The sequence below is a fragment of the Phenylobacterium sp. genome, assembly GCF_024508875.1.
Lineage (GTDB): Bacteria > Pseudomonadota > Alphaproteobacteria > Caulobacterales > Caulobacteraceae > Phenylobacterium.
On record NZ_JANINU010000002.1, the window covers coordinates 1 to 20002 of the forward strand.

A 20002-nucleotide genomic window follows, 5' to 3' on the forward strand; every position below is an offset into this window, starting at 1 on the left:
GGACCTGCGCCGCGTCGACAAGCGCGGCCGCGGCACCTACCGCATCATCGAGCCGAAGCTGCGCAAGCTGATCTCCCGGCACAACACCCGCGCGATCACCGCCCGGGTCACGCTCACCGACGGCGTCACCGACGTGGTGCGCATCTACCGCCACCTGAAGGACGACCTCGGCTTCGACGAGGTGGGCTTCGCGCCGGTCACCAGCAACGGCGACCAGGCCTATGCGATCGATGACGCGGCGATGGACGGCGTGCTCGCCGAATTCCACCAGCTCGCCGACGAGTGGCTGGAATATGCGCTGCGGGGCCAGCGGCACGGCTTCTCGAACGTCAGCGAGACGATCGGCGAGCTGATCCAGGGGGTGAACAAGTCCCACCCGTGCGGCGCCGGTCTCGGCCTGCTGGGCGTGAGCCCGTCGGGCGACCTCTCGCCCTGCCACCGGTTCACCGACGCCGACACCCACACCCTCGGACACGTCTCCACCGGCGTCGACTCGGGCAAGCGCGAGGACTTCCTGGCGCGCGGCCACGTCAGCGCGAAGTACGAGTGCCAGACCTGCTGGGCCCGGCCGCTTTGCGCGGGAGGCTGCCACCACGAGGCCTTCGTCCGCTACGGCGACACCGGCCACGCCAATCTCCACTACTGCGACTGGATCCGCCAATGGACGGACACCTGCCTGCGCATCTACGGCGCGGTGAGCGCGCAGAACCCGCAGTTCCTCGAACGCTTCGCTGAACGGAAGGCCCTGTCATGAAGCATCTTCGGCCGATCAACAAAAAGGCGGAGCGGATCGACCAGGCCGCGTCGCTGACCGAGGAAGACGTCGTGGCCCTCCAGCAGCAGCCGGACGCCAAGCCCAAGCCGCACGTGCCCATGGGCTGCACGCTCTCGTTCTCGCCCGGTTGGGAAGTCGATGCGGGCGGCGGCACGGCAGGCCTCTGCCAGCCGGTCGAGCGCGACATCTACGACTGCTACGTCACCTGCTTCTGGCCGGTGCAGGTGGCCGACCACGTCAACTATTCGCCCGACTGGGCCAGCAACTGCGCCATCGCCACGAAGGACTGGCGCAAGTTGGATCTGGTCTTCCCCTGACCCCTCCGCACCTCCCGTCCCAAATTCGAGGAAGAGCCCGTCGCATGAAGACGCTGTGGCTAGGTTTCATCGCCATGTGTTCGGCCGCCGCCGCACTGAGCCCGGCGCAGGCGGGAACCATGTTCCTGGGGGGCTATCCCAGCCAGCTCATGGTCATCGACGAGGCCAAGGGCGCGGTCACCCAGGAGATCGACCTCAAGACCGGCCTGCCGATGAGCATGCGGCTCTCCGACGACCGCAAGCTGCTCTACGTGACCACCATCACCACCAGCGGGATCGAGGTCGTGGACGTGGCGACCCGCAAGGTCGTCAGCAGCTTCAGCCTGAACACGCCGACCGTCCGCTACCGCTTCAACGGCGGCGTCCCCGACCGCACGGGCCGCTACTTCTACATCCTGGGCACGCGGATCGAGAAGACCATCGACTCCTATCGGGTCGGCAAGCCGCAGTTCATGGTCGTCGACCTGCAGACGAAGCAGGTCGTGCGGACCGCCGACCTCGACGCCGACGACCAGAAGTTCAGCTACCGCGGCAACCTGATGCTCTCGCCCGACGGCAAGACGCTGTACGTGTTCCGCGACAAGATCATCGTCGTGAACACGGCCGACCTGAAGACCGTCGACCACATCGATCTGGGCAAGCCTGACTTCCCGGGCATGCAGGACATCAGCTTCGGCGGCGGCCTTGAGCGTCTGCAGACGCCGGGCCAGTTCGTCTCGCTGTTCGAGACCGAGGACCCGTACATCCACAGCAAGACGTTCGGGATCGCGCGGCTCGATCTCGACACCCGCCAGTTCAGCTTCACGCCCATCGGCCCCTCGCCCAAGGCGCTGTCGGGCCTGGAGGTCTCGCCCGACGGCAAGGAGGGTTACACCGTCGCGATCAACGGCGACCTGGGCAACCAGCGCTGCGAATTCTGGCGCTTCGACCTCAAGAACAACAAGGCGCTCGACAAGTCGGAATTCCCCTGCCGCCGGCGCTTCTACTTCAACATTTCGGGCGATGGCCGGAAGCTCTACATCTACGGCGCGGGCTTCGACGTCGCGGTCTACGACGCCAAGACGCTGAAGCCGGAGGCGGATTGGGAGCTGACCCATGACACCACGATGTCGGGAATGGTCGTCATCCGGTGAGCGTCGTCGCGTCGGGGCGGGCGGACGTGCGCGCCTCTAGCGGACAAGACTTGGCCGTCGCGATCCGCGGCGGCGGGATCGCGGCGAACTGCTGCGCGCACCTGCTGACCCGCGCCGGCATCGCGACGAGCCAGACCGTGGGCGCGCGGGCGCCGGTCCCGGCGATCCTCCTGAGCGACACCGCGCTGAACCTGTTGCGCAACGTGTTCGAACGACCCGAGCTGTTCGCGGACAGGCCCCGCATCACCCACCGCGTCGTGGCCTGGGGAACCCGCGAGCCGGTCACGCTGCCGCACGGCGCCGTCGTCGTATCGGAGGGCGATCTCGATGCGGCGCTGGGCGGCGCGCCGGGCCGTGGCGGCCGCCCTTGGCTGACCCTGCAAACCGCCCAGCCCTTCCCCGCCGGCGAGCTGCGGACTTTCGGCTCCCGGCGCACGGTCGCCGCCCAGGTCCGCCTTCTCGACGAGACCGAAGGATCCGCCTGCTGGATCGAAGCCGTCGAGGCCGGGTGGCTGTTCCTCATCCCCTCCGGCTCGGGCGCGGCCTGGCTGCTCTGCGTCGGCGCGCCGGCCGCGGTCCTGCTCGCGGAGAGCCGCCACGTCGCCCCCCGCGTCGAGCTGGCCGGCGAGCCCTCCGCGGCCTTCGAGACCAGCCCTCGCATGCTCACCCGCCTCCAGGGGCCGGACTGGCTGGCCTGCGGCTCGGCGGCCATCGCCTTTGACCCGATCTGCGGCGACGGCACGGCCCAGGCCGTGCGCGAGGCCATCCTGGCCTGCGCGGTCATCGGCGCGATGCGCGAGGGCGGCGACCCGGAGGCGCTGCGCCTGCACTTCGAGTCGATGCTGATCGCCGCGATGCGGCGCCATCTGCGCCTGTGCGCCCAGTTCTACGCCAGCGGCGGGCAGGGCGAATGGTGGCGCGCACAGCTCGCGGGCCTGGCCGAAGGGTTCGACTGGTGCACGGCGCGGCTGGCGAGGATGCCCGAGCCGCGCTACGAGCTGCACGACTTCCGCCTCGTCGCCCGCGGAGCGGCCGCCTGACCGACCCTGTCGCCCCCACGCCGGCCGCCGCGCCGTCCGTCCCGCCGCCGCCGGTGGCGAGCTGGCGGACGTACGGCCGGCTCCTTCCGTTCCTGCGCCCCTACCTGCGGCCGCTGCTGCTCGTGCTGGTGGTCAGCCTGCTCGGCACATCGCTCAGCCTGGCGCAGCCCTATCTGTCCAAGCTGTTGATCGATAAGGCGCTGGTCCCGCGCGACATGACCGCCCTGGTCCAGATCGCCCTGCTGATGGTGGCGTTCGGCATCGCCGGCTACGCGCTCAACATCTTCGCCAGCTACCGCTACGTCTCCTCGTCCGCGGCCATGCTGTTCGACATCCGCGTCGCCCTGCTGCGCCACCTGCAGACGCTGTCGCCCCGCTTCTACGGCGGCTTCCGGCTGGGCGATCTGATGTCGCGGATGAACAGCGACGTGAGCGACGTTCAGCGCGTCACCGCCGACACTCTGCTCTCGGTGCTCAGCAACGTCCTGATGCTGGCCGGCAGCGTCGGCCTGATGCTCTGGCTGGACTGGAAGCTGTTCCTCGTCGGCGTCGTGCTCATCCCGGCCTGCGTGCTGGTCTTCCTGCACTATCAGCACAAGCTCACGCTCATCACGCGGGAGATGCGCGAGCGCGGCGCGGACCTGGGCAGCCTGCTGGTCGATACGGTGATGGGCATGCGCGTGGTCGCGTCCCTGGGCGCCGGCGAACACGAGGTTCGTCGCTTCGAGCGCAGCAACAACGCCTTCGTCCGGGCCATGCTGCGCATGCAGGTGACGTCGTTCATGGCCGGGGCGCTGCCCGGCGCCCTGCTGACGGCCTCGACCTCGGCCGTCATTCTCTATGGCGGCTATATGATCATCGACGGGCGGATGACCATCGGCACGCTGGTCGCCTTCATGACCTACCAGGGCCGGCTGTTCGCCCCCATCCAGACGCTCATGGGCCTGACCTCGGGCCTCGCCTCGACGCGGGTCTCGCTCGCCCGGATCTTCGAGCTGTTCGACACACCGGCCGACGTCACCGAACGGCCGGACGCCTCGGGCTTCGAGCGGGTGCGCCAGGGGATACGCTTCGAGGGCGTCTCCATGCGCTACGACCGCCACCCGGTGCTGGTCGATGTCGACCTGGAGATCCCGCACGGCGCCTTCTGCGCGATCCTCGGCCCCAGCGGCGTGGGCAAGTCGACCCTGGCCGACCTCATGGTCCGCTATCTCGACCCCCAGACCGGCCGCATCGTGATCGACGGCGCCGACGTCCGCGACCTGCGCCTGGCGGACCTGCGGCGCGAGCTGATCCTGGTGGACCAGTCGCCCTATCTCTTCAACGACACCATCGCCGCCAACATCGCCTTCGCCCTGCCGGAGGCGAGCCCGGAGCAGGTCGAGGCGGCCGCGCGCATGGCCGGCCTCGGCGACCTGCTGGCCCGCCTGCCGGACGGCCTCGCGACACGGACCGGCGAGCGGGGGCTGGCGCTCTCCGCCGGCGAACGCCAGCGCGTCGCCCTCGCACGCGCCCTACTGCGCAAGCCCAGCGTCATCATCCTCGACGAGCCCACCTCGGCGCTGGACGGCGAGACGGAGAAGCTGGTCGCCCGGGGGCTGCGCGAAGCCCTGCCCGACGCCACGATCGTGGTGATCACGCACAAGCCGGCCCTCGCGCAGATGGCCGACCTCGTCGTAACCCTGGACGGCGGCCGGGCGACGACGCGGCGCGTGCGGGAAGCCGCCTGTGGATGAGCCCCTGTCCGGCCTCTCCGGGCGGGGCGTCGTCGTCGCGGTGATCGACAGCGGCGTGCACCCGGGACATGACCACATCGACGCCGCCCGGCTCGCCCCGGGAATCATGGTCCTCCCCGACGGCGCCGTGGTCGAGGGCGACGACGTCTGGCTGGACCGGCTCGGCCACGGCACGGCGGTGACGGCCGCTCTCCAGGAGAAAGCGCCGAACGCGCTCTGCCTTCCGGTACGGGTGTTCCGCGACGCGCTGAAGACGAGCGCCGCCGCGCTCATCGCCGCCATGCGGTGGTCCATCGCGCGCCGAGCGGACGTCATCAACCTCAGCCTCGGCTCGATCAACGCGGCGCATCGCGACGCCTTCGCCGCCGTGGTGGAGGAGGCGGTCGCCGCCGGCGTCGTCGTCGTCGCGGCCCGGGAGGCGAACGGCCAGGCCTGCTATCCCGGCTCCCTCCGGCAGGTCATCGGCGTCGACGTCGACTGGGACTGCCCGCGCTCGGGCTACGCCGTGAAGGAGGTGGGCGATGCGTCGCTCATCCTGGCCTCCGGCTATCCGCGGCCGATCCCCGGCGTCCCGCCGCGGCGGAACCTCTACGGGGTCAGCTTCGCCGTCGCCCAGGTCAGCGGCTTTGCCGCCCGGGCCTGCGAGAGCCTCCCCGCCGGCGCCGCAGCACCCCGACGCGTCGAGCAGGTGCGAGCGCTGATGTACGCCGCCCCGCGCGCATGACGGGCGGCCCCTTCAGGCGCCGGGCGCCTGCGGCCTCGCCCGGGCCCGGATCTCGCGGGGACCCACGCCGAGGCTGCGGCGCAGGATACCGCGCAACGCTGAGGGATCGGCATAGCCCACCTGATAGGCCACCGCCTCGAACGGCAACGTCGTCGTCTCGATCAGTTCCACCGCCCGCTCCATCCGTAGCCGCTGGAGGAACTGCACGGGGGAAAGGCCCGTCGCCCGCACGACCCGCCGGGAGAACGTGCGAGGCGCCAGCCCGGCGGCGCCGGCCAGGTCGTTGACGCCGACCGGGTCCATCAGCCGACTTCGGGCGTAGGCGGCGGCCCGTGATACGGACTCGTCCGCCGCCGCCAGCAGCCCGAGCGCCAGGTAGGGCGTCTGGGAGCGGCGCTCGTCCAGCACCATCCGCCGGGCGCAGGCGTCGGCGATGTCACCCCCCGCGTACCGGGCGACGAGGCCAACCGTGAGATCCATCTGGGCCATGGCCGCGCCCGCGGTCGTGAACGGGCCGTCCGTCAGCACCAATTCGCGGGTGTCGAGCCGGACCTCGGGGAACATCTCGCGGAAGACCGGCGCCAGCCACCACGCCGTGGTCGCCCGCCGCCCATCGAGAAGGCCGGTGCTGGCGAGCAGGAGGCCGCCGGTGCAGGAACTGGTGACGTCCGCGCCCGACGTCGCGGCGTCCAAGACCATCCGCCGCGCCTCCGCGACGTCGGGCCCGGCCAGCCGGTCGGCGTAGGACGGCGATTTCGAGAAGCCCTGGGCCGGGATCACCAACAGGTCGGGCGCATCGTGCGCCGCCTCGGGAAACGCCAGGAACGGACGGAAGGCCTGCGCGCCCGAGCCCGCGAGGCGAACGTCGAACACGCCCTGTCGACCCCGCTCGTGGCAGATGCGGTTGGCCATCGCCAGCACGTCCAGGGTGATGGTCACGCTGGAGGCGAGCGCGCCTTCGAGGGCGATGACGGTGGTGGCTGGCAAGGTCCGCTCCGCTTTGGGTCACCCGGTCATACGGGTCCGCGGCGACGGCTTAAAGTGGCGAACTCGCCGTCATTCGAGCTGATTTCGCCACACCGATGGCCGATGTGGCCCTGATTTTGGCCGGCTTGCCGCTGGTCGGTCCCGCCTCGGCGAGACAGCCTCACGCGCTCCAGCCGGAGCTCCGCCGCCGAATGATCCGCCCCCGAATGATCCACCGATGCCTCGTCGCCGTGGCCGTCGCCTTCCTCGGGCCCGTATGGTCCGCCGAAGCGGCGGAGACCGCCCCCTCAGCCGATTTCGCCCGGGCGTCCGCGCAGCCGCATGAGCCGGTCGACGTGGGCGGGCGGCGGCTCAACCTGTTCTGCATGGGAGACGGCCCGCGCACCGTCCTGTTCGAGGCCGGCGGAAGCGACTGGTCCGACGTCTGGGCCCTCGTACAGCCCGTGGTGGCGCAGCAGGCGCGCGCCTGCGCCTACGACCGCGCCGGCCTGGGCTACAGCGACCCCGCCCCGCTGCCCCGCACGCCCCTGGCCATCGTCCAGGACCTGCACGCCCTCATCGCCGCCGCCAAGCTGAAGACGCCGCTCGTGCTGGTGGGCCACTCGCTGGGCGGCTTCGACGCGAAGCTCTATGCCGCGCTCTATCCCGAAGACGTTGCGGGACTGGTGCTGATCGATCCCGCCGAGGACCGGACCGCCCAGCGGGTCCGCATGCTCCTGCGCGGGCGGTTCGGCCCTTCGCTCGCGGCGCGGTCCGAGCTCCTCGACCTGACCATGTTCGCCTGGCTGACCGATCGCTACGACCGGTGCGCCGAGGCCGCTCGGGACAAGCCCCTCGATCCCGGCTCGCCAACCTATCGCCGCTGCACCGATCCCGTGCGCCCGCAGCTCGGCCCGGACGTCGCGGCAGCCCGCGCCCGGATCCAGGCGACCGCCGCCTACCAGGCTGCGCAGGCCTCCGAGATCTCCAACAGCGTCTATGCGGACGAGCGCGCCGACCCGGTCTACGAGGGTCTGTTCCGGCGCGGCGCCTTCGGCCGCAAGCCACTGGTCGTCCTGACGCACGGCGACTTCGACCGGCAAGACCAGCTCGACGTGGCGAGCCAGGCCGCCGGCATAGCCCTCCACCAGGAAACCGCGCGCCTGTCGCGGACAGGGCGTCATCGCGTCGTCCCCGGGACCGGCCATTACATCCAGCTCGACGCGCCCGAGTCGGTCACTGCCGCGATCTCCGAGGTCCTGGCGGCCCTGCCCCGCTCCTGACCCCACCGACAACTCCAGCGCTCCAAGGAATTCCAGATGCGCCAGTGGACGATCGACGCCTTCACCGACCAGCCCTTCCTGGGCAACTCCGCCTGTGTGCTGGAGCCGATGGGCGCCTGGCCCAGCGACGACTGGATGCAGCGGCTGGCCGCTGAGAACAACGCGGGCGCGACGGCGTTCCTGGCCCGGACGGACCGGCCGGACCGCTTCGGCATCCGCTGGTTCACGCCCTCGACCGAGGTCCCGCTGTGCGGCCACGCCACCCTCGCCAGCGCCCACGCGCTGCTTGCCGAGATGGGCTCCGCGGCCGGGCTCCTGGCGTTCGACACCGCGTCGGGCGAAGTGACGGCCCGCGCCGGCGACGGCGGCTACGAGCTGTCCTTCCCGATCCCGCCGTTCGAACGGATCGCCACGCCGGCAGGGCTCGGCGAGGCCCTCGGCGCCGAGCCGGACGAGGTCTGGCAGGCGCCATACCTGGTGGCCATCTACAACGACCCGCGCGTTATCGGCGGGCTTCAACCCCGTCTCTCGGACCTGCGGCGCATCTCCGCGGACCTCGGCGGGCAAGGCAACGTCGGCGTGGCGGCCCTGGCCCCCGCCACGGCCGGGTTCGATGCCATCGACCGCTTCTTCGCCCCCGGCTACGGCTTCCGCGAAGACCCGGCCACCGGCTCCTTCCACGCCATCCTCACCCCCATCCTTGCGGCCCGGCTCGGCAGCAGCCCCATACGCTTCCGACAGGCCTACCCGGGCCGCGGCGCCGACCTCACGGGTCGCCTGGAGGGCGGACGCGTGGTGCTGAGCGGCCGCGCCGTCACGGTGTCGGAGGCGGTCCTGCGGGTGCGCCCGCCGGAGGCCGCCCGATGACGGAGCCTCTCGCCGAGACCCTGGCCCGCGCGTTCTTCCACCGCGTCTGGACCCCGCCCCACGACCTCGATGCGATCGACGAGCTGATGACCGAGGACTACCGCATCACCACGGCCGGAACGGTCATCGAAGGCCGCGCCGCGTTCAAGGACTGGGTCGCCGGCATGCAGGCTACGATCGCCGGCGCCGCCAACGAACATCTGGAGGTCTTCACCAACCCCGCCGGCGATCGCGTCGTCTCCCGCTGGATCACGCGCGGCGCGAACGCCGGCGTCTTCGGCCTCCCCGCCGACGGCCGGCCCATCGCCTTCACCGGCATCGCCATCTGGAGCGTGCGCGACGGACGGCTCTCGGAATGCTGGGTCGAACGCAGCGCCCTGGAGCTCTACAGGGCGCTATCGCCGCCCTGACGGCGGCTGGGCGCTCGCCCGCGCAGCAGGCGTGTCCACGCCCCGCTGACGATGGCTCCGCCGACGGCCGCGCCGAGCAAGCCGGCATCCGGAAGCGCCATGCGGAACATCGCCTGCAGCCCGGGCAGCAGCAGGCCTGCCGTCAGCGCCAGGAGGGCCAGCGCGGCGACCAGGCCATAGGCCAGCCGATGCCAGGCGAAGAGCGATCCGCCGCGCGCGGCCGAGTCCGTGAAGGCGAGGGCCAGGTTGCCCACCACCAGCGCGATGAACGCCGCGCCGCGCGCCTGCGCCTCGGGGCCGGCCGACAGCGCCCAGAGATAGAGGCCCAGCGCGCAGCCGAGGACGCTCGCGCCCTGCGCCAGGGCGAGGCCCAGTTGGCGCAGGCCGAACAGGCTCTCGTCCGCCGGACGCGGGGGGCGGCGCATAGCGTCCGCTTCCCCCGGCTCACCTTCGAACGCGAGCGCGCACATCGGGTCGATGGCCAGTTCCAGCAGCACGACGTGCATGGGGTAGAGGATCGGCGGGACGCCGATCAGGATCGGGGCCAGCGCAAGCCCGGCGATGGGGACGTGGATGGCGGCGACATAGATCAGGGCGCGCCGCAGGTTGGCGAAGATTCGCCGCCCCGCCCGGACCCCCGCGACGATCGACGGAAAGGCGTCGTCGAGCAGCACGAGGTCCGCCGCTTCCCGCGCCACGTCGACGCCGCGTCCGCCCATGGCGATGCCGATGTGCGCCGCTTCCAGGGCCGGCGCGTCGTTGACGCCGTCGCCGGTCATCGCCACGACCTCGCCGTCAGCCTTCAGCGCCTCGACGATCAGCAGCTTCTGCTCGGGCGCGACCCGCGCGAAAACGTTCACCTCGCGCAGCTTCTCCCGCAGCGTCGGGAACGGCAGGGTCGAAAGCTCGGCGCCGTCCAGCCCACCCCCGCCGGTGTCGAGACCCGCAGCCCGGGCGATGGCCAGCGCCGTCGCCGGATGGTCGCCGGTGATCATCACCACCCGCAGGCCCGCGCCCCGGGCCTCGGCCACCGCCGCCGGCACGTCGGCACGCAGCGGGTCCAGGAATCCGATCAGCCCGGCGAACGCGAACGCGACCTCCTCCGGGCGATCTGGGAAGTCGAGCGTCGTCCGGTGGGAGGCCACCGCGAGCACGCGAAGGCCGGCGACCGCGAGGCGTCCCACGGCCGCCATCACCTCGTCCGCCTCGTGCGGCGCCATCCGGCAGAGGCCGATGATCGCCTCGGGCGCGCCCTTGGCCGCCGCGAGCCGTCCGCCGTCGGGCAGGCGCCAGAGCTGCGTCATGGCCAGCAGCCCCGGCTGCAGCGGCCAGGTGCGTTCGGGGTCCCGATCGGTGGGCGCGCCTTCGGGCGGCGCGGCGGCGCGGGCGCGGATCGCGCTGTCCATCGGATCCACCGGCCGCACGGCCGAGGCGAGCGCGCCGAGCCACAGCAGATCGCGCGCGCCCGGAGCGCCGGCCTGGGCGGCGTCGTCGAGGCTGATCTCGGCCCCCTCCCGCCACAGGCGCACGACCTCCATGCGGTTCTGCGTCAGGGTGCCCGTCTTGTCGGCGCACAGGACCGTGGCGCTGCCCAGCGCCTCGATCACCGCGCTCCGCCGCACCAGCACCCGTTCGCGCGCCAGCCGCCAGGCGCCCAGCGCCATGAACACGGCCAGCACCATCGGGAACTCTTCGGGCACCAGGGCGATCGCGGCGGTGACGCCGTAGAGGACGCCCTCCACCCAGTCGCCCCGCAGGGCGCCGTAGGCCAGCGCGATCACCAGGCAGAAGGCCAGCGCCACCCCGCCCAGCAGCGCCACCAGCCGCTCGGCCGACTTCTGCAGCGGCGTCGGCTCCTGGGCGATGGCGGACAGCGACGCGCCGATCCGGCCGAGCGCCGTGCGCCCGCCGGTGTGCGCGACCTTCATCACCCCCTGCCCGCGGACCACCAGCGTGCCGCAGAAAACGTGCGGCGTGGAGTCCCACAACGGCTCGACGTCGGGCTCGAACGCCTGCCCGGCCTCCGCCAGTCGCTTCACGACCGGGGCCGACTCGCCCGTCAGCGCCGACTCGTCGAGGCTCAGGATGTCGCCGGCTACGAGCAGCCCGTCCGCCGGGACGCGGTCGCCTTCGCCGACCAGGACGATGTCTTCGGGCACAAGGTCGCGCGACGGCCGCACGGCCACCTCGCCGTCGCGGATCACCCTCACCTGCGGCTGGGCCAGTTCGCGCAGCGCGGCCAGGGCCCGCTCCGTGCGCGCCTCCTGCCCAATCACCAGCGCCACCGACGCCGCGGCCGCCGCGACCAGGAACGCCCCCTCCCCCAGGTCGCCCAGGGCGAGATAGAGGACTGCCGCGCCGAACATCAGCAGGAACAACGGCTCGCGCATCGTTTCCAGGACGATCGCCGCCAGGCGCCGGCGGCGCGGGGCCGGAAGCTCGTTGGCGCCGAACTGCGCACGGCGCCGCGCCGCCTCGGCTTCCGACAGGCCGGCCAGGTCGCTGGGGTCGTCGATGCCGGCGATCGTCATGGGCCCTCCGTCGCCGTCCCCTCCCATCCTGGCGGTCCGCGCGCCTTGACGCTGGGCAAAGCCGGGCGGCGGGGCAAGGGGCTCGCCCGCGTGGCGGTAAGCGCACGCTTATCAGGGCCCGAATAAGCGCGCGGCCGATGGCGGTCCGACGGGCCCGCCCCGAGGTTCGGTCTCTCGATTTCACGGAGACGAACCATGACGACACGCCGGACCGGCCGCTGGGATCCCCTCGTGCGCCTCACCCACTGGGGCGTCGCCGCCGGCATCGTCGCCAACGGCCTCGTCACCGAGGAAGGCTCCTCCGCCCACCAGGCGGTCGGCTACGCCGTCGCGGCCCTGCTGCTGCTGAGATGGCTGTGGGGCTTTGTCGGCCCGCGCGAGGCGCGCTTCGCATCGTTCCCGCCCAGCCTCGGGCGGGCCGCCGGCCACGTGCGCGACATCGCGGCGGGCCGGCCGACCACGCATCGCTCGCACAATCCTCTGGGCGCGCTGATGGTCTATGCGTTGTGGGGAACGATGGCCGTCGTGATCGCCACCGGCATCGGCATGACCGGCCTGCCCAAAGGCTGGCCCGGCGCTCCCGCTTCGCCCGCCGAGGCGACCACCCCTTCCCGCAGCGACGGCCTTGCCAGTCCGCCGGCCAGGCTGCAGGAGGAGGAGGAGGCCGGTGAAGCGCGCGAGCACGAGGCGGGCGAACGTTCGGAAGGCGGCGAACGCGCAGACGCCGACGAAGGCGAAGAGCGGGAAGAGGGACCGATGGGCGAGATCCACGAAGTCGCGGCGAACCTGCTGTTCGTGCTGGCGGCCCTGCACCTCCTCGGCGTCGCCTTCGAGACGCGCCGCAGCGGCCGGCAGGTGGTGACCGCGATGGTCACCGGCGGCCGGCGCCCGTCCGACGGGGCATGACGCGCCGCCCGTCGTCCGAGCTCGAGCCTGGCGCCTCCATCGTGGCCGCGGTGGTGGCGCTTCAGGCCGTGGCGGTGGTGTTCTTCGTCGCCGACGCCGCCGCCGACGTCGCCCTCGAAGGCCTGGGCCCCCATGTGCTCATCGAGGCGGTGGCGGCCCTGGCGCTCCTGGCCGGCGTGGCGATCGGCGTACTGCAGCTCCGCCGCCTGCTGGCGGCCAGCCGCCGGAAGAGCGCCGCGCTCGCGGTGGCGGCCGGGGCGCTGACCGAGGTCATCCGCGTCCGCGTGGGCGAATGGGGGTTGACCCCGGCCGAGGCCGACGTGGCGGTCTTCGCGCTCAAGGGGTGCGATGTGGCCGAAATCGCCCGGCTGCGCAACGCCGCGCCCGGCACCGTCCGCGCACAGCTCGCGCGGGTCTACCAGAAGGCTGGCGTGCGCTCGCGCTCGGCCCTCGCCAGCCTGTTCCTCGAGGATCTGATCGCCGTTCCGGGCACGGCGCCCGCCGAGCAGGAGCCTACGGCAGGCTCCGGCCGCTAGAGTCCCTTAAGGACGAAGGCCGGCTCACTCGGTCCACTGGAAGACCTCCTCCACGCCGACGCCGAACACCCGGGCGATGCGGAACGCCGCTTCCAGCGAAGGAGAGTACTTCCCCGCCTCGATGGCGGCGATCGTCTGCCGGGTCATGCCGATGCGGTCGGCCAGCTCGCTCTGGGTCATTTCGCCGTGTGCGAAGCGCAGGCGGCGGATGTGGTTGGCGATCGGGACGGCCATGCTCAGGCGCCGCGCCGGTACATCACGATCTGCGCGACGGCGACCACCATGGCCGCCACCACGAGGTCCAGCAGCGCGAAGTTGAGCAGGTCGGGAACCGGATGGCCGAAGTGGCCCGGCGCGCCCAGGCCCAGCACGCCCACCATCAGCACATGGTAGCCGATGCTCTGCGCCCGCCAGGCGATGAGGCGCTCGCGCTCGTCGCGCGGCGCCCGCGCGTCCTTCGGCGCCATCGCCGCGGCTACCGCATGCGCCCCGATCTGCAACACCACCAGCGCCGCCACGCACAGCAGCAGGAAGTGGAAGGTGGCGAAGCCGCGCGGGCTCACGCGGCCGACGGCGATGGAGCCGAAATAGACGCCGAAGCAGATCGCCACGGTGACGAGGGTGATCCAGGCGGACTTTTCCCGGAAGGACATCGCAGCTCCGATGGAAAGAATCTTTGACATCATGTCTGGTATTTTTCACATCATGCCAGACTTGGCGGTCCTGCCAAGGTTCCCGGAGCCGATCATGCGAATCTCAGCCCAGCTCTTCGCCGCCGCCCTGCTCGCCCTCGCCGCCGCATCGACGGCAGCCCAGGCCCAGCACGGCTCGCCGCAGCCCGCCGGCCAGAGCGCCAACCTCCAGGGCGAGGACCCGCGGAAGTTCGTGGACAATCCGCACATGCATCGGTTCTACGAGCTCTCGGTCGCCACCCTCCGGCCGGGCGCCCCGCCCCTGGACCTCAAGGCCTACGAGGCCAGCGCGTACGAGATCTTCCGCGCGTTCGGTGAGTCCCGGATCAAGGGCGGCGGCCCGGCGATGGTGGAGCACCTGAAGCTCATCCCCGGCCAGGTCGTCCAGATCGCGAAGGACGATCCGAAGGTGCTCGACAGCTTCGACGCCTTCGCCGACGCCCTCGTCGGGCCGAAATAGGCAAAAGCCCGGCGGTGGGAACCGCCGGGCCTCCGGGTTCAGTCGTTTCTCAAAGCCGCGGCTACAGCCCCAGCACCATCTTCGCCATGATGTTGTGGCTGTCTCGGAAGATCGCCCCAACGGATCGCTCGCATGATGTTGTGCTGGATGGAAAATTCGACCTAATTATATGACATATATCATGTTTATCGAAAGGGAATTTTTCCCATAGGTCGCAAATATGCGTTCCCAGGCACCTTGATTGAGCCCGAAGCTCAGCGCGCGGCAAGCCATTCGCGCTACCACTATTCTAACGATGCCTGCGCCCGACGATGAGTTTGTCTCTCCAAACCCGCTCGCTGCTGTTCCCCGACCCAGCGCCTAGGCGATTTACTTCGTAGTTCGGAACTTGTTCTAGAGCGCCGCCGGCCGAGTCTCCGTCGCCGGAGCCAGCTTGAGCAGGGCTCCTTTGCGCCACAAGCGGACTTTGAGATCGGGCCGTGGAGCGGACATTCCCGGCGCCGCGCTGAAAGAAGTCCGGTTGTTGGCCGTGCGGCGATGGCGGAACTCCACTCATAGCGGACCTCCGGGCTGCCTGTCTGAGTCTTAGTGCGCTTGGGCGGCATCGCGAGTGTGGCCACGCGCGCCGCCACGGTCAGATAGGCCGGGCCGGTGGCCTAGAGCGCCGCCCACATCGTCGTGGCGACGTCGCCGTGTCGATAGACCACCCAGTTCCCCGTAAGGAGAAGGAGCCTCAGGACGATCCACTTGGGGCGGGCGCCCGCTTGTACGGGGTCGTCTACCGGGCGGAGGCTGCCGCAAAGGTAAGTTGGATTTGAAACTAGGCGGCCCAGTCAAAAATGCGAGCGGCTATGACCGAGAGCGGCGCCGCCTGTGACCGGTGTTCAGGCGACAATCGCGTCCTTCGAGCGACGCCGACGCAATGCGCCCCCCAAGGAACCGAAGCCCATCACCATCAGCGCCCAGGTGGCCGGCTCAGGCACTCCACCGGTGATACCCTGCGCCGTCACCGTGCCGCTCTTGAAGGGGCGGTAAGGCGCGCAACTGTAGCATTCGCCAGCCGCGAACGCCGAGACGAAGTCCAGTCCGACCGTGCCGCCCGCGTCGGTCAATTCGTTGGCGACGGACAGGTAGAAGTCGCGCGGCGTCGCGCTGGCGTCGCGAATGAACAGGTAGAGGCGAACCGTGTTCGGGCCGTCGGAAAACTCCTGGTACGACGGATTGACCGGAGCGCTCGCGCTCTCGTAAGAGACGGCGGGGAACGTGTCGGTGTCGCCCCCCGAAACGCTGAACTCGTAGTCGCCGATCGTCTGGGTGTCGGCGTCCCAGACGAAGCTGCCGGTGGCCACGCCGCCGTCGCTGAAGACGGCGTTATTCAGCGTCCAGGTGAGGGGCGTCGCCTGCGCCAGGCCCGGGGTAAGTAGCGCGACCGCCCCGATCGCCGCGGATTTGATCTTCATTGGAATCCCTCCTAACCACACGGCCTGTCCGGCCAAAGGGCGGACAGGGTGAAATCGTGAGTGCGAACGTCACAGGAAGAATGCCGGCGCGACGCGAGGTCGGCATGATAAGAACTTACTATGCGGACCGTCCCATTTTCGAGGCATAGCCTGGATCGGATGTTGGGCCGGTACGCGTGCGTAAGGGGGCGCTTTGATGATCGATAAGGCCATCGCGGCGATCTACGCCGGCGTCTTCGATCATCCGCTGGCGCAGTTCCAGGACTACCTGTTCGACACGGTGCGCCCTGCCATCGGCTTCGATTCCGCGATCTGGATCACCGGCGTTCACGAGACGAGCCAGACAAACAGCCTTTGGTATCATCGCCGCGCCCCCGTCGACGTCGCGGCCTACCTCCGCCATTTCACCGCCGTCGACACGGTGCGCGTTGCGGCGCTCGCGCGTCCGGGCACCGCGTACCGGATCGAGGATACGCGTGACATGGCCGACTATTATGCGTCCGAGGTCTACCGCGACATCGGCCGCCGCGGCCGGATGGAGCAGGTGATGGGCATCTCGCAGTTCAATGCGATCACGCGCCTGTCGCATTACCTCATCGTCTACGGCCACGATCGGGCGCGACCGTTCAAGGACACCGAGCGCGACGCGTTCCAACGTCTTCTGCCGCACATGATCGCCGCGTGGCGGCACCGTCAGATGTCGGAGATGCTGCAGATACCCCTTCCGCCCGGGGAGACGCAGCGCACGGCCTGCGGCCGCGCGATCGCCGACTATCACGGCGTCGTAGAGGCGGCCGACGACGGCTTCGCCACCGTTATCGCCTCCGCGTTTCCGGGCTGGCGCGGGCCAAGGCTGCCGGACGTGCTGTGCGATTTGTTGGCCCGAGCCGACGACAGCGCCTACATCAGGAGTCTGAATGTGCGCGTCCTTCGCAGCACGCAGTCGTGCGTGCTGACCCTTATAGGCTCCGAGGCGACGGCGCAGCTGACAACAGCAGAGCTCCGGGCGGCGCAGCTCTACGCGAGCGGCGCCACGCAGGCGGCGATCGCGGAACGCCTTGGCGTGAGCCAGCATACCATCCGCAACCAGCTGGCGACCGTTTACGATAAGCTCGGCATCCACAACAAGGTCGAGCTATCGCGGCACTTTCCTGAGAGCCAAGCCCTCGCAGAGTCTGAAACGGCAACGCCTCCGCGCGACACGCTTTGGTGAGGCGAAGCAAACTCAGTACGCCGGCAGGCTCGTAGGCGTAAGCCAAGTTCGCGAGGACAGGTTTGCGGCGTTCGGTCCGAGAGACGCCGACGCCAGACCGGCGGCCAAAGAATTTAATATGTCGCGCGTGCGCCAGTTGCGGAACTTGGGACGGAACCCCAGAGCGGACGTTCAGGCTCATTACCCATCTCTTGCGATTCGCTGCGAACCCCGCGACGCTCCGGTTGTCGGGGGCATATGCGTACATCGATCAGACGTCTTCTGGCTTCAGCGCTCGCCATCGCGGGGCTTGGTCTGTCCGCCTGCAGCGTCGATAAGAACGAACAGATCGCCCGAGGTGGCGACCTGGCCCGCGCCTTGGGATGCGCTGATTGTCACGGCGCTGACTTCACCGGTCACAAAGTGTCGCGTAGCGATCAGGTCGCGGTTCTGTATTCCAGCAACCTGACGCGCGCATTGCCCCTCTACTCGGACGCGGCGTTCCGGACGGTCCTGACAACCGGCGTACGCCCTGACGGTTCTCGGCTCTGGTATATGGACGCCGCACCCTATGCCGTGCTGTCGGACGCCGATTTGCGAGACCTGCTGGCGTTTCTGCGCACGCTTGCGCCAACCGGCCCACAACATCCTCGCATCAAGACAACGCCGACCTTTGAAGAGCTCGTCCGCACGGGCGAGGTGAAGCCTGAGTCTGCGACGCTAGCTGCAGACCTTGCGCATCCGCCGCAGCCCACGACGCCCCCGAACGAGCGCGGCCGTTACCTGGCGCGGGCTTATTGCGCCGGGTGTCATGCCCCGAGCCTGCGCGGCTTCACGCCTCCGCAGCCTGGCGATCCACCCGATCTCGCCGCCGTCACGGCGTATTCCAAGGAAGACTTCCGCTCCTTGATATCCAGGGGCCAGGGGCTGGAGGGCCACGATATCAAAGACATGGCGGAGGCCGCACGGAAGCGCTTCAGCCATCTGCCCGTTGAGGATATTGACGCGATATATGACTACCTGACCCGTTGGGCTCTGACGCGCTCTGGCTGAGCGCATATCGTGGTGACGGAAGTACGCGCCACAAGCGGCCATCAGGATCGGACCGATAACCGGACCTTCGGCGGCTCTCTGCCTCACCGACCACGCCCGATCGCAAGACGACTCAGACGCTAGCAGCGACCGGTACTCGGAATGGCGCGCCCAATCGGTTGAAGGCGTTCATCGCGGCGATTGCGATTGTGAGGTCGACAAGTTCCTTCGGTTGGAACGCTGCTGACGCCGCGGCGTAGGCCTCGTCCGAGGCATGAGTTTCGCTCACGCAGGTCACTTCCTCCGCCCAGGCGAGCGCAGCCCGCTCAATCTCGGAAAAGAGCTGCCCGACTTCGTCCCAGACGGGCACAAGCGCGATCTTGTCGACCGACATGGTCTTACGCAGATCGCGGCTGTGCAGATCGATGCAGTGGGCGCAGCCGTTGATCTGCGACACGCGAAGGAACACGAGGTGAATCAGCTCCGCTGGGAGGCTCGTGCGGTTCACCACGTAGTGGTGGACGCCATAGAGCGCCTTGGCGCCCTCTGGGGCGACATGGGACCAGTTCAAGCGCGGCATGGGATCTCCTGGCATAGGCTTTGATCCCAAGACGCGCGGCAGATCCTTGCTGTGACATCAAGCGCTGCGGGCGCTCGGCAGAGGGCGGCGCTGCGCCAGAAAGGCGACATGGGAACCAGTGCGGGCAGCGGACCTTTAACCGCCGTGCCCGTGAGGACCGCCATCGCCCCCTCACATGCGGTTCGCGATGTCCGCTCTCTGGCTCAGATACCGTCTCGGGGGCAGAGGACTGTTCGGCGCCAATACCGGACCTTCGGGATCACGCTAGGAGCCGACCTTTGTGGTTCCCGGACTGCAGAGGCTCACCCCTACGATGGCAGCGAGAGTTCGGCGATGCCGATACCGCGCTCGCCCTTCACGGCATACAAGAGGAACGTTCGGCCGCACTCAACGAAGATCGCCGGATCGCGCAACTGATTGACCTCGGCGTTGATGGCGCTGCGATGGGACGGCCTGGCGGGCAAGTCCCCGCCCTCCCACGGTCGCTTGGCCCGCAGGACTTCGACCGGTTCGCTCGCCGTCCAGGCCTTCCAGTCGGGCGTGAGCGCGACCGTCGAGGCGTAGATTCGCTCGGGCGCGTCGCCGACACGGGTCCAGAAGACGTAAAGGGTATCGCCGCGCACCAACAGGGCGCTGTGCCGTTGGTCAGGCCTGAACAACGTCGTGCCGACCTCGAACGGCGTGAGACCGTCCTTGGAGCGCAGGAATTGTCCCGGCATCGCCATGGCGTATTTCCAGCCTCGGTGATCGAACACCCGCATGTAGGCAGGCCCCAGCGTCGGGCCGCCCAGCGCCTCGAAGTTCAAGCCGTCTCTGGAGACCGCCACGCGTGTACGCTGGACGCCGAACTCGGCAAGCCCGTGGTAGTACATGACGATCCGGCGGTGGGCCTCGTCCACATGCACGTCGGGCGAAGCGACATGGGGCAGGCTGGCGTCCTCCAGCGGCGTCGGGATATGGGCGAACTCCACGGGATCGCGTCGCTGCGCCAAGTCCTTGAGGCGCATGATGGCCTCGGGGGTCCCGACGAGGTGCGCGGGCAGCTTGGCTTTGGCGAAGTGAAGCGTACCGGGCGCATAGACCTTCCACGGCCCTTCCAGGTCATCGGCATAGGCCAGCCGGATGTAATCGCCCTTGTGATCGGCGAAGTAGAGGTAGTAGCGGCCGAGCCGGTTCGGCAGCCACGACGGCGCGGCGATCAGCGAGGGGCCCTCGATGTTCGAGCCCATCCGCCCATCCATGCCCGGCGCGATGATCGGCCGATCCACCAGTCGGCGCACGCCATAGCCGCCCGCTGCGAAGGCCGGGCCGCCCAGCGCCGCGAGGCCTAGCCCGGTGACGGCGCCCCGTCGCGAAAGCATG

21 protein-coding genes are annotated in these 20002 nt (G+C 69.8%); 14 read left to right on the top strand and 7 right to left on the bottom strand.

All coding sequences use genetic code 11. The features are described from left to right. The 6 genes from Q0L11_RS00355 to Q0L11_RS00380 all read left to right on the top strand — a co-directional run. Nucleotides 1-754, top strand: a 754-nt coding sequence (locus tag Q0L11_RS00355; RefSeq protein WP_296594851.1) for an SPASM domain-containing protein, incomplete at its 5' end; no start/stop codon positions are given. Further along, nucleotides 751-1092 carry a quinohemoprotein amine dehydrogenase subunit gamma gene (gene qhpC / locus Q0L11_RS00360; protein ID WP_296594852.1) on the top strand — a complete coding sequence of 114 codons (342 nt, stop codon included), beginning with the start codon at nt 751-753 and terminating at the stop codon, nt 1090-1092. The genes Q0L11_RS00355 and qhpC, both read left to right, overlap by 4 nt. Before the next feature lie 44 nt (nt 1093-1136). Next, nucleotides 1137-2225, top strand: coding sequence for a hypothetical protein (locus Q0L11_RS00365; protein ID WP_296594853.1), 1089 nt, complete (start codon nt 1137-1139; stop codon nt 2223-2225). Nucleotides 2226-2275: 50 nt separating this feature from the next. Continuing rightward, complete coding sequence (locus Q0L11_RS00370; protein ID WP_296594854.1) at nt 2276-3265, top strand: hypothetical protein; 990 nt, start codon at nt 2276-2278, stop codon at nt 3263-3265. 53 nt (nt 3266-3318) lie between these two features. Further along, a complete protein-coding gene (locus Q0L11_RS00375) occupies nt 3319-5001 on the top strand; it encodes an ABC transporter ATP-binding protein (protein WP_296594855.1) in 1683 nt (560 codons plus the stop codon). After that, nucleotides 4994-5725 (top strand): S8 family serine peptidase, encoded by a 732-nt coding sequence (locus Q0L11_RS00380; RefSeq protein WP_296594856.1) that lies wholly within the window; start codon nt 4994-4996, stop codon nt 5723-5725. The genes Q0L11_RS00375 and Q0L11_RS00380 overlap by 8 nt, the downstream gene beginning before the upstream one ends. A gap of 12 nt (nt 5726-5737) precedes the next feature. Here the strand turns inward: Q0L11_RS00380 and Q0L11_RS00385 are convergent, their stop codons facing one another. Next, entirely contained in the window at nt 5738-6712 is a 975-nt protein-coding gene (locus Q0L11_RS00385; RefSeq protein ID WP_296594857.1) for a GlxA family transcriptional regulator, read from the bottom strand. 191 nt (nt 6713-6903) lie between these two features. Here Q0L11_RS00385 and Q0L11_RS00390 point away from each other — a divergent pair, with 191 nt between their 5' ends. From Q0L11_RS00390 to Q0L11_RS00400, 3 genes are read left to right on the top strand one after another with little or no spacing between them, the layout of a single operon-like run. After that, nucleotides 6904-7974, top strand: coding sequence for an alpha/beta hydrolase (locus tag Q0L11_RS00390; protein WP_296594858.1), 1071 nt, complete (start codon nt 6904-6906; stop codon nt 7972-7974). 36 nt (nt 7975-8010) lie between these two features. After that, the gene (locus Q0L11_RS00395; protein WP_296594859.1) at nt 8011-8841 is read left to right on the top strand and encodes a PhzF family phenazine biosynthesis protein; all 831 of its coding nucleotides are present in this window, start codon (nt 8011-8013) and stop codon (nt 8839-8841) included. Then, complete coding sequence (locus Q0L11_RS00400) at nt 8838-9251, top strand: nuclear transport factor 2 family protein (protein ID WP_296594860.1); 414 nt, start codon at nt 8838-8840, stop codon at nt 9249-9251. Before Q0L11_RS00395 ends, Q0L11_RS00400 begins: the two co-directional genes overlap by 4 nt. Here Q0L11_RS00400 and Q0L11_RS00405 read toward each other — a convergent pair. Next, complete coding sequence (locus Q0L11_RS00405) at nt 9227-11782, bottom strand: cation-translocating P-type ATPase (protein WP_296594861.1); 2556 nt, start codon at nt 11780-11782, stop codon at nt 9227-9229. The two genes, Q0L11_RS00400 and Q0L11_RS00405, sit on opposite strands and share 25 nt — an antisense overlap. A gap of 195 nt (nt 11783-11977) precedes the next feature. On the opposite strand from Q0L11_RS00405, the gene Q0L11_RS00410 reads away from it, so the two are divergent. Both Q0L11_RS00410 and Q0L11_RS00415 read left to right on the top strand, forming a co-directional pair. Next, nucleotides 11978-12688 (top strand): cytochrome b/b6 domain-containing protein, encoded by a 711-nt coding sequence (locus Q0L11_RS00410; RefSeq protein WP_296594862.1) that lies wholly within the window; start codon nt 11978-11980, stop codon nt 12686-12688. Further along, on the top strand, nt 12685-13224 hold the full coding sequence (locus Q0L11_RS00415) for a helix-turn-helix transcriptional regulator (RefSeq protein ID WP_296594863.1): 540 nt from the start codon (nt 12685-12687) through the stop codon (nt 13222-13224). Before Q0L11_RS00410 ends, Q0L11_RS00415 begins: the two co-directional genes overlap by 4 nt. Nucleotides 13225-13248: 24 nt before the next feature. On the opposite strand, the gene Q0L11_RS00420 is transcribed toward Q0L11_RS00415, so the two are convergent. Together Q0L11_RS00420 and Q0L11_RS00425 are read right to left on the bottom strand one after the other, a co-directional pair. After that, complete coding sequence (locus tag Q0L11_RS00420) at nt 13249-13446, bottom strand: helix-turn-helix transcriptional regulator (protein WP_296594919.1); 198 nt, start codon at nt 13444-13446, stop codon at nt 13249-13251. A 14-nt stretch (nt 13447-13460) separates the two neighbouring features. Continuing rightward, entirely contained in the window at nt 13461-13877 is a 417-nt protein-coding gene (locus Q0L11_RS00425) for a hypothetical protein (protein ID WP_296594864.1), read from the bottom strand. A 94-nt stretch (nt 13878-13971) separates the two neighbouring features. Between Q0L11_RS00425 and Q0L11_RS00430 the strand changes: the two genes are divergently transcribed. Beyond that, nucleotides 13972-14376 (top strand): hypothetical protein, encoded by a 405-nt coding sequence (locus tag Q0L11_RS00430; RefSeq protein WP_296594865.1) that lies wholly within the window; start codon nt 13972-13974, stop codon nt 14374-14376. An 884-nt stretch (nt 14377-15260) separates the two neighbouring features. Here Q0L11_RS00430 and Q0L11_RS00435 read toward each other — a convergent pair. Beyond that, nucleotides 15261-15836 (bottom strand): PEPxxWA-CTERM sorting domain-containing protein, encoded by a 576-nt coding sequence (locus tag Q0L11_RS00435; RefSeq protein ID WP_296594866.1) that lies wholly within the window; start codon nt 15834-15836, stop codon nt 15261-15263. A gap of 196 nt (nt 15837-16032) precedes the next feature. Here Q0L11_RS00435 and Q0L11_RS00440 point away from each other — a divergent pair, with 196 nt between their 5' ends. Next, nucleotides 16033-17049 (top strand): helix-turn-helix transcriptional regulator, encoded by a 1017-nt coding sequence (locus tag Q0L11_RS00440; RefSeq protein ID WP_296594867.1) that lies wholly within the window; start codon nt 16033-16035, stop codon nt 17047-17049. Between the two features lie 237 nt (nt 17050-17286). After that, nucleotides 17287-18081, top strand: a complete 795-nt coding sequence (locus Q0L11_RS00445; protein WP_296594868.1) for a cytochrome c — start codon at nt 17287-17289, stop codon at nt 18079-18081. Between the two features lie 112 nt (nt 18082-18193). Here the strand turns inward: Q0L11_RS00445 and Q0L11_RS00450 are convergent, their stop codons facing one another. Both Q0L11_RS00450 and Q0L11_RS00455 read right to left on the bottom strand, forming a co-directional pair. Beyond that, on the bottom strand, nt 18194-18640 hold the full coding sequence (locus Q0L11_RS00450; protein ID WP_296594869.1) for a carboxymuconolactone decarboxylase family protein: 447 nt from the start codon (nt 18638-18640) through the stop codon (nt 18194-18196). Between the two features lie 308 nt (nt 18641-18948). After that, complete coding sequence (locus Q0L11_RS00455; RefSeq protein WP_296594870.1) at nt 18949-20001, bottom strand: hypothetical protein; 1053 nt, start codon at nt 19999-20001, stop codon at nt 18949-18951. Nucleotide 20002 lies beyond the last annotated feature (1 nt).

Coding starts and splice junctions, on each gene's coding strand:
- qhpC (WP_296594852.1), top strand. CDS start 751: ATGAAGCATCTTCGGCCGATCAACAAAAAGGCGGAGCGGATCGACCAG.
- Q0L11_RS00450 (WP_296594869.1), bottom strand. CDS start 18,640: ATGCCGCGCTTGAACTGGTCCCATGTCGCCCCAGAGGGCGCCAAGGCG.
- Q0L11_RS00400 (WP_296594860.1), top strand. CDS start 8,838: ATGACGGAGCCTCTCGCCGAGACCCTGGCCCGCGCGTTCTTCCACCGC.
- Q0L11_RS00405 (WP_296594861.1), bottom strand. CDS start 11,782: ATGACGATCGCCGGCATCGACGACCCCAGCGACCTGGCCGGCCTGTCG.
- Q0L11_RS00440 (WP_296594867.1), top strand. CDS start 16,033: ATGATCGATAAGGCCATCGCGGCGATCTACGCCGGCGTCTTCGATCAT.
- Q0L11_RS00390 (WP_296594858.1), top strand. CDS start 6,904: ATGATCCGCCCCCGAATGATCCACCGATGCCTCGTCGCCGTGGCCGTC.
- Q0L11_RS00430 (WP_296594865.1), top strand. CDS start 13,972: ATGCGAATCTCAGCCCAGCTCTTCGCCGCCGCCCTGCTCGCCCTCGCC.
- Q0L11_RS00445 (WP_296594868.1), top strand. CDS start 17,287: ATGCGTACATCGATCAGACGTCTTCTGGCTTCAGCGCTCGCCATCGCG.
- Q0L11_RS00410 (WP_296594862.1), top strand. CDS start 11,978: ATGACGACACGCCGGACCGGCCGCTGGGATCCCCTCGTGCGCCTCACC.
- Q0L11_RS00365 (WP_296594853.1), top strand. CDS start 1,137: ATGAAGACGCTGTGGCTAGGTTTCATCGCCATGTGTTCGGCCGCCGCC.
- Q0L11_RS00395 (WP_296594859.1), top strand. CDS start 8,011: ATGCGCCAGTGGACGATCGACGCCTTCACCGACCAGCCCTTCCTGGGC.
- Q0L11_RS00455 (WP_296594870.1), bottom strand. CDS start 20,001: ATGCTTTCGCGACGGGGCGCCGTCACCGGGCTAGGCCTCGCGGCGCTG.
- Q0L11_RS00435 (WP_296594866.1), bottom strand. CDS start 15,836: ATGAAGATCAAATCCGCGGCGATCGGGGCGGTCGCGCTACTTACCCCG.
- Q0L11_RS00425 (WP_296594864.1), bottom strand. CDS start 13,877: ATGTCCTTCCGGGAAAAGTCCGCCTGGATCACCCTCGTCACCGTGGCG.
- Q0L11_RS00415 (WP_296594863.1), top strand. CDS start 12,685: ATGACGCGCCGCCCGTCGTCCGAGCTCGAGCCTGGCGCCTCCATCGTG.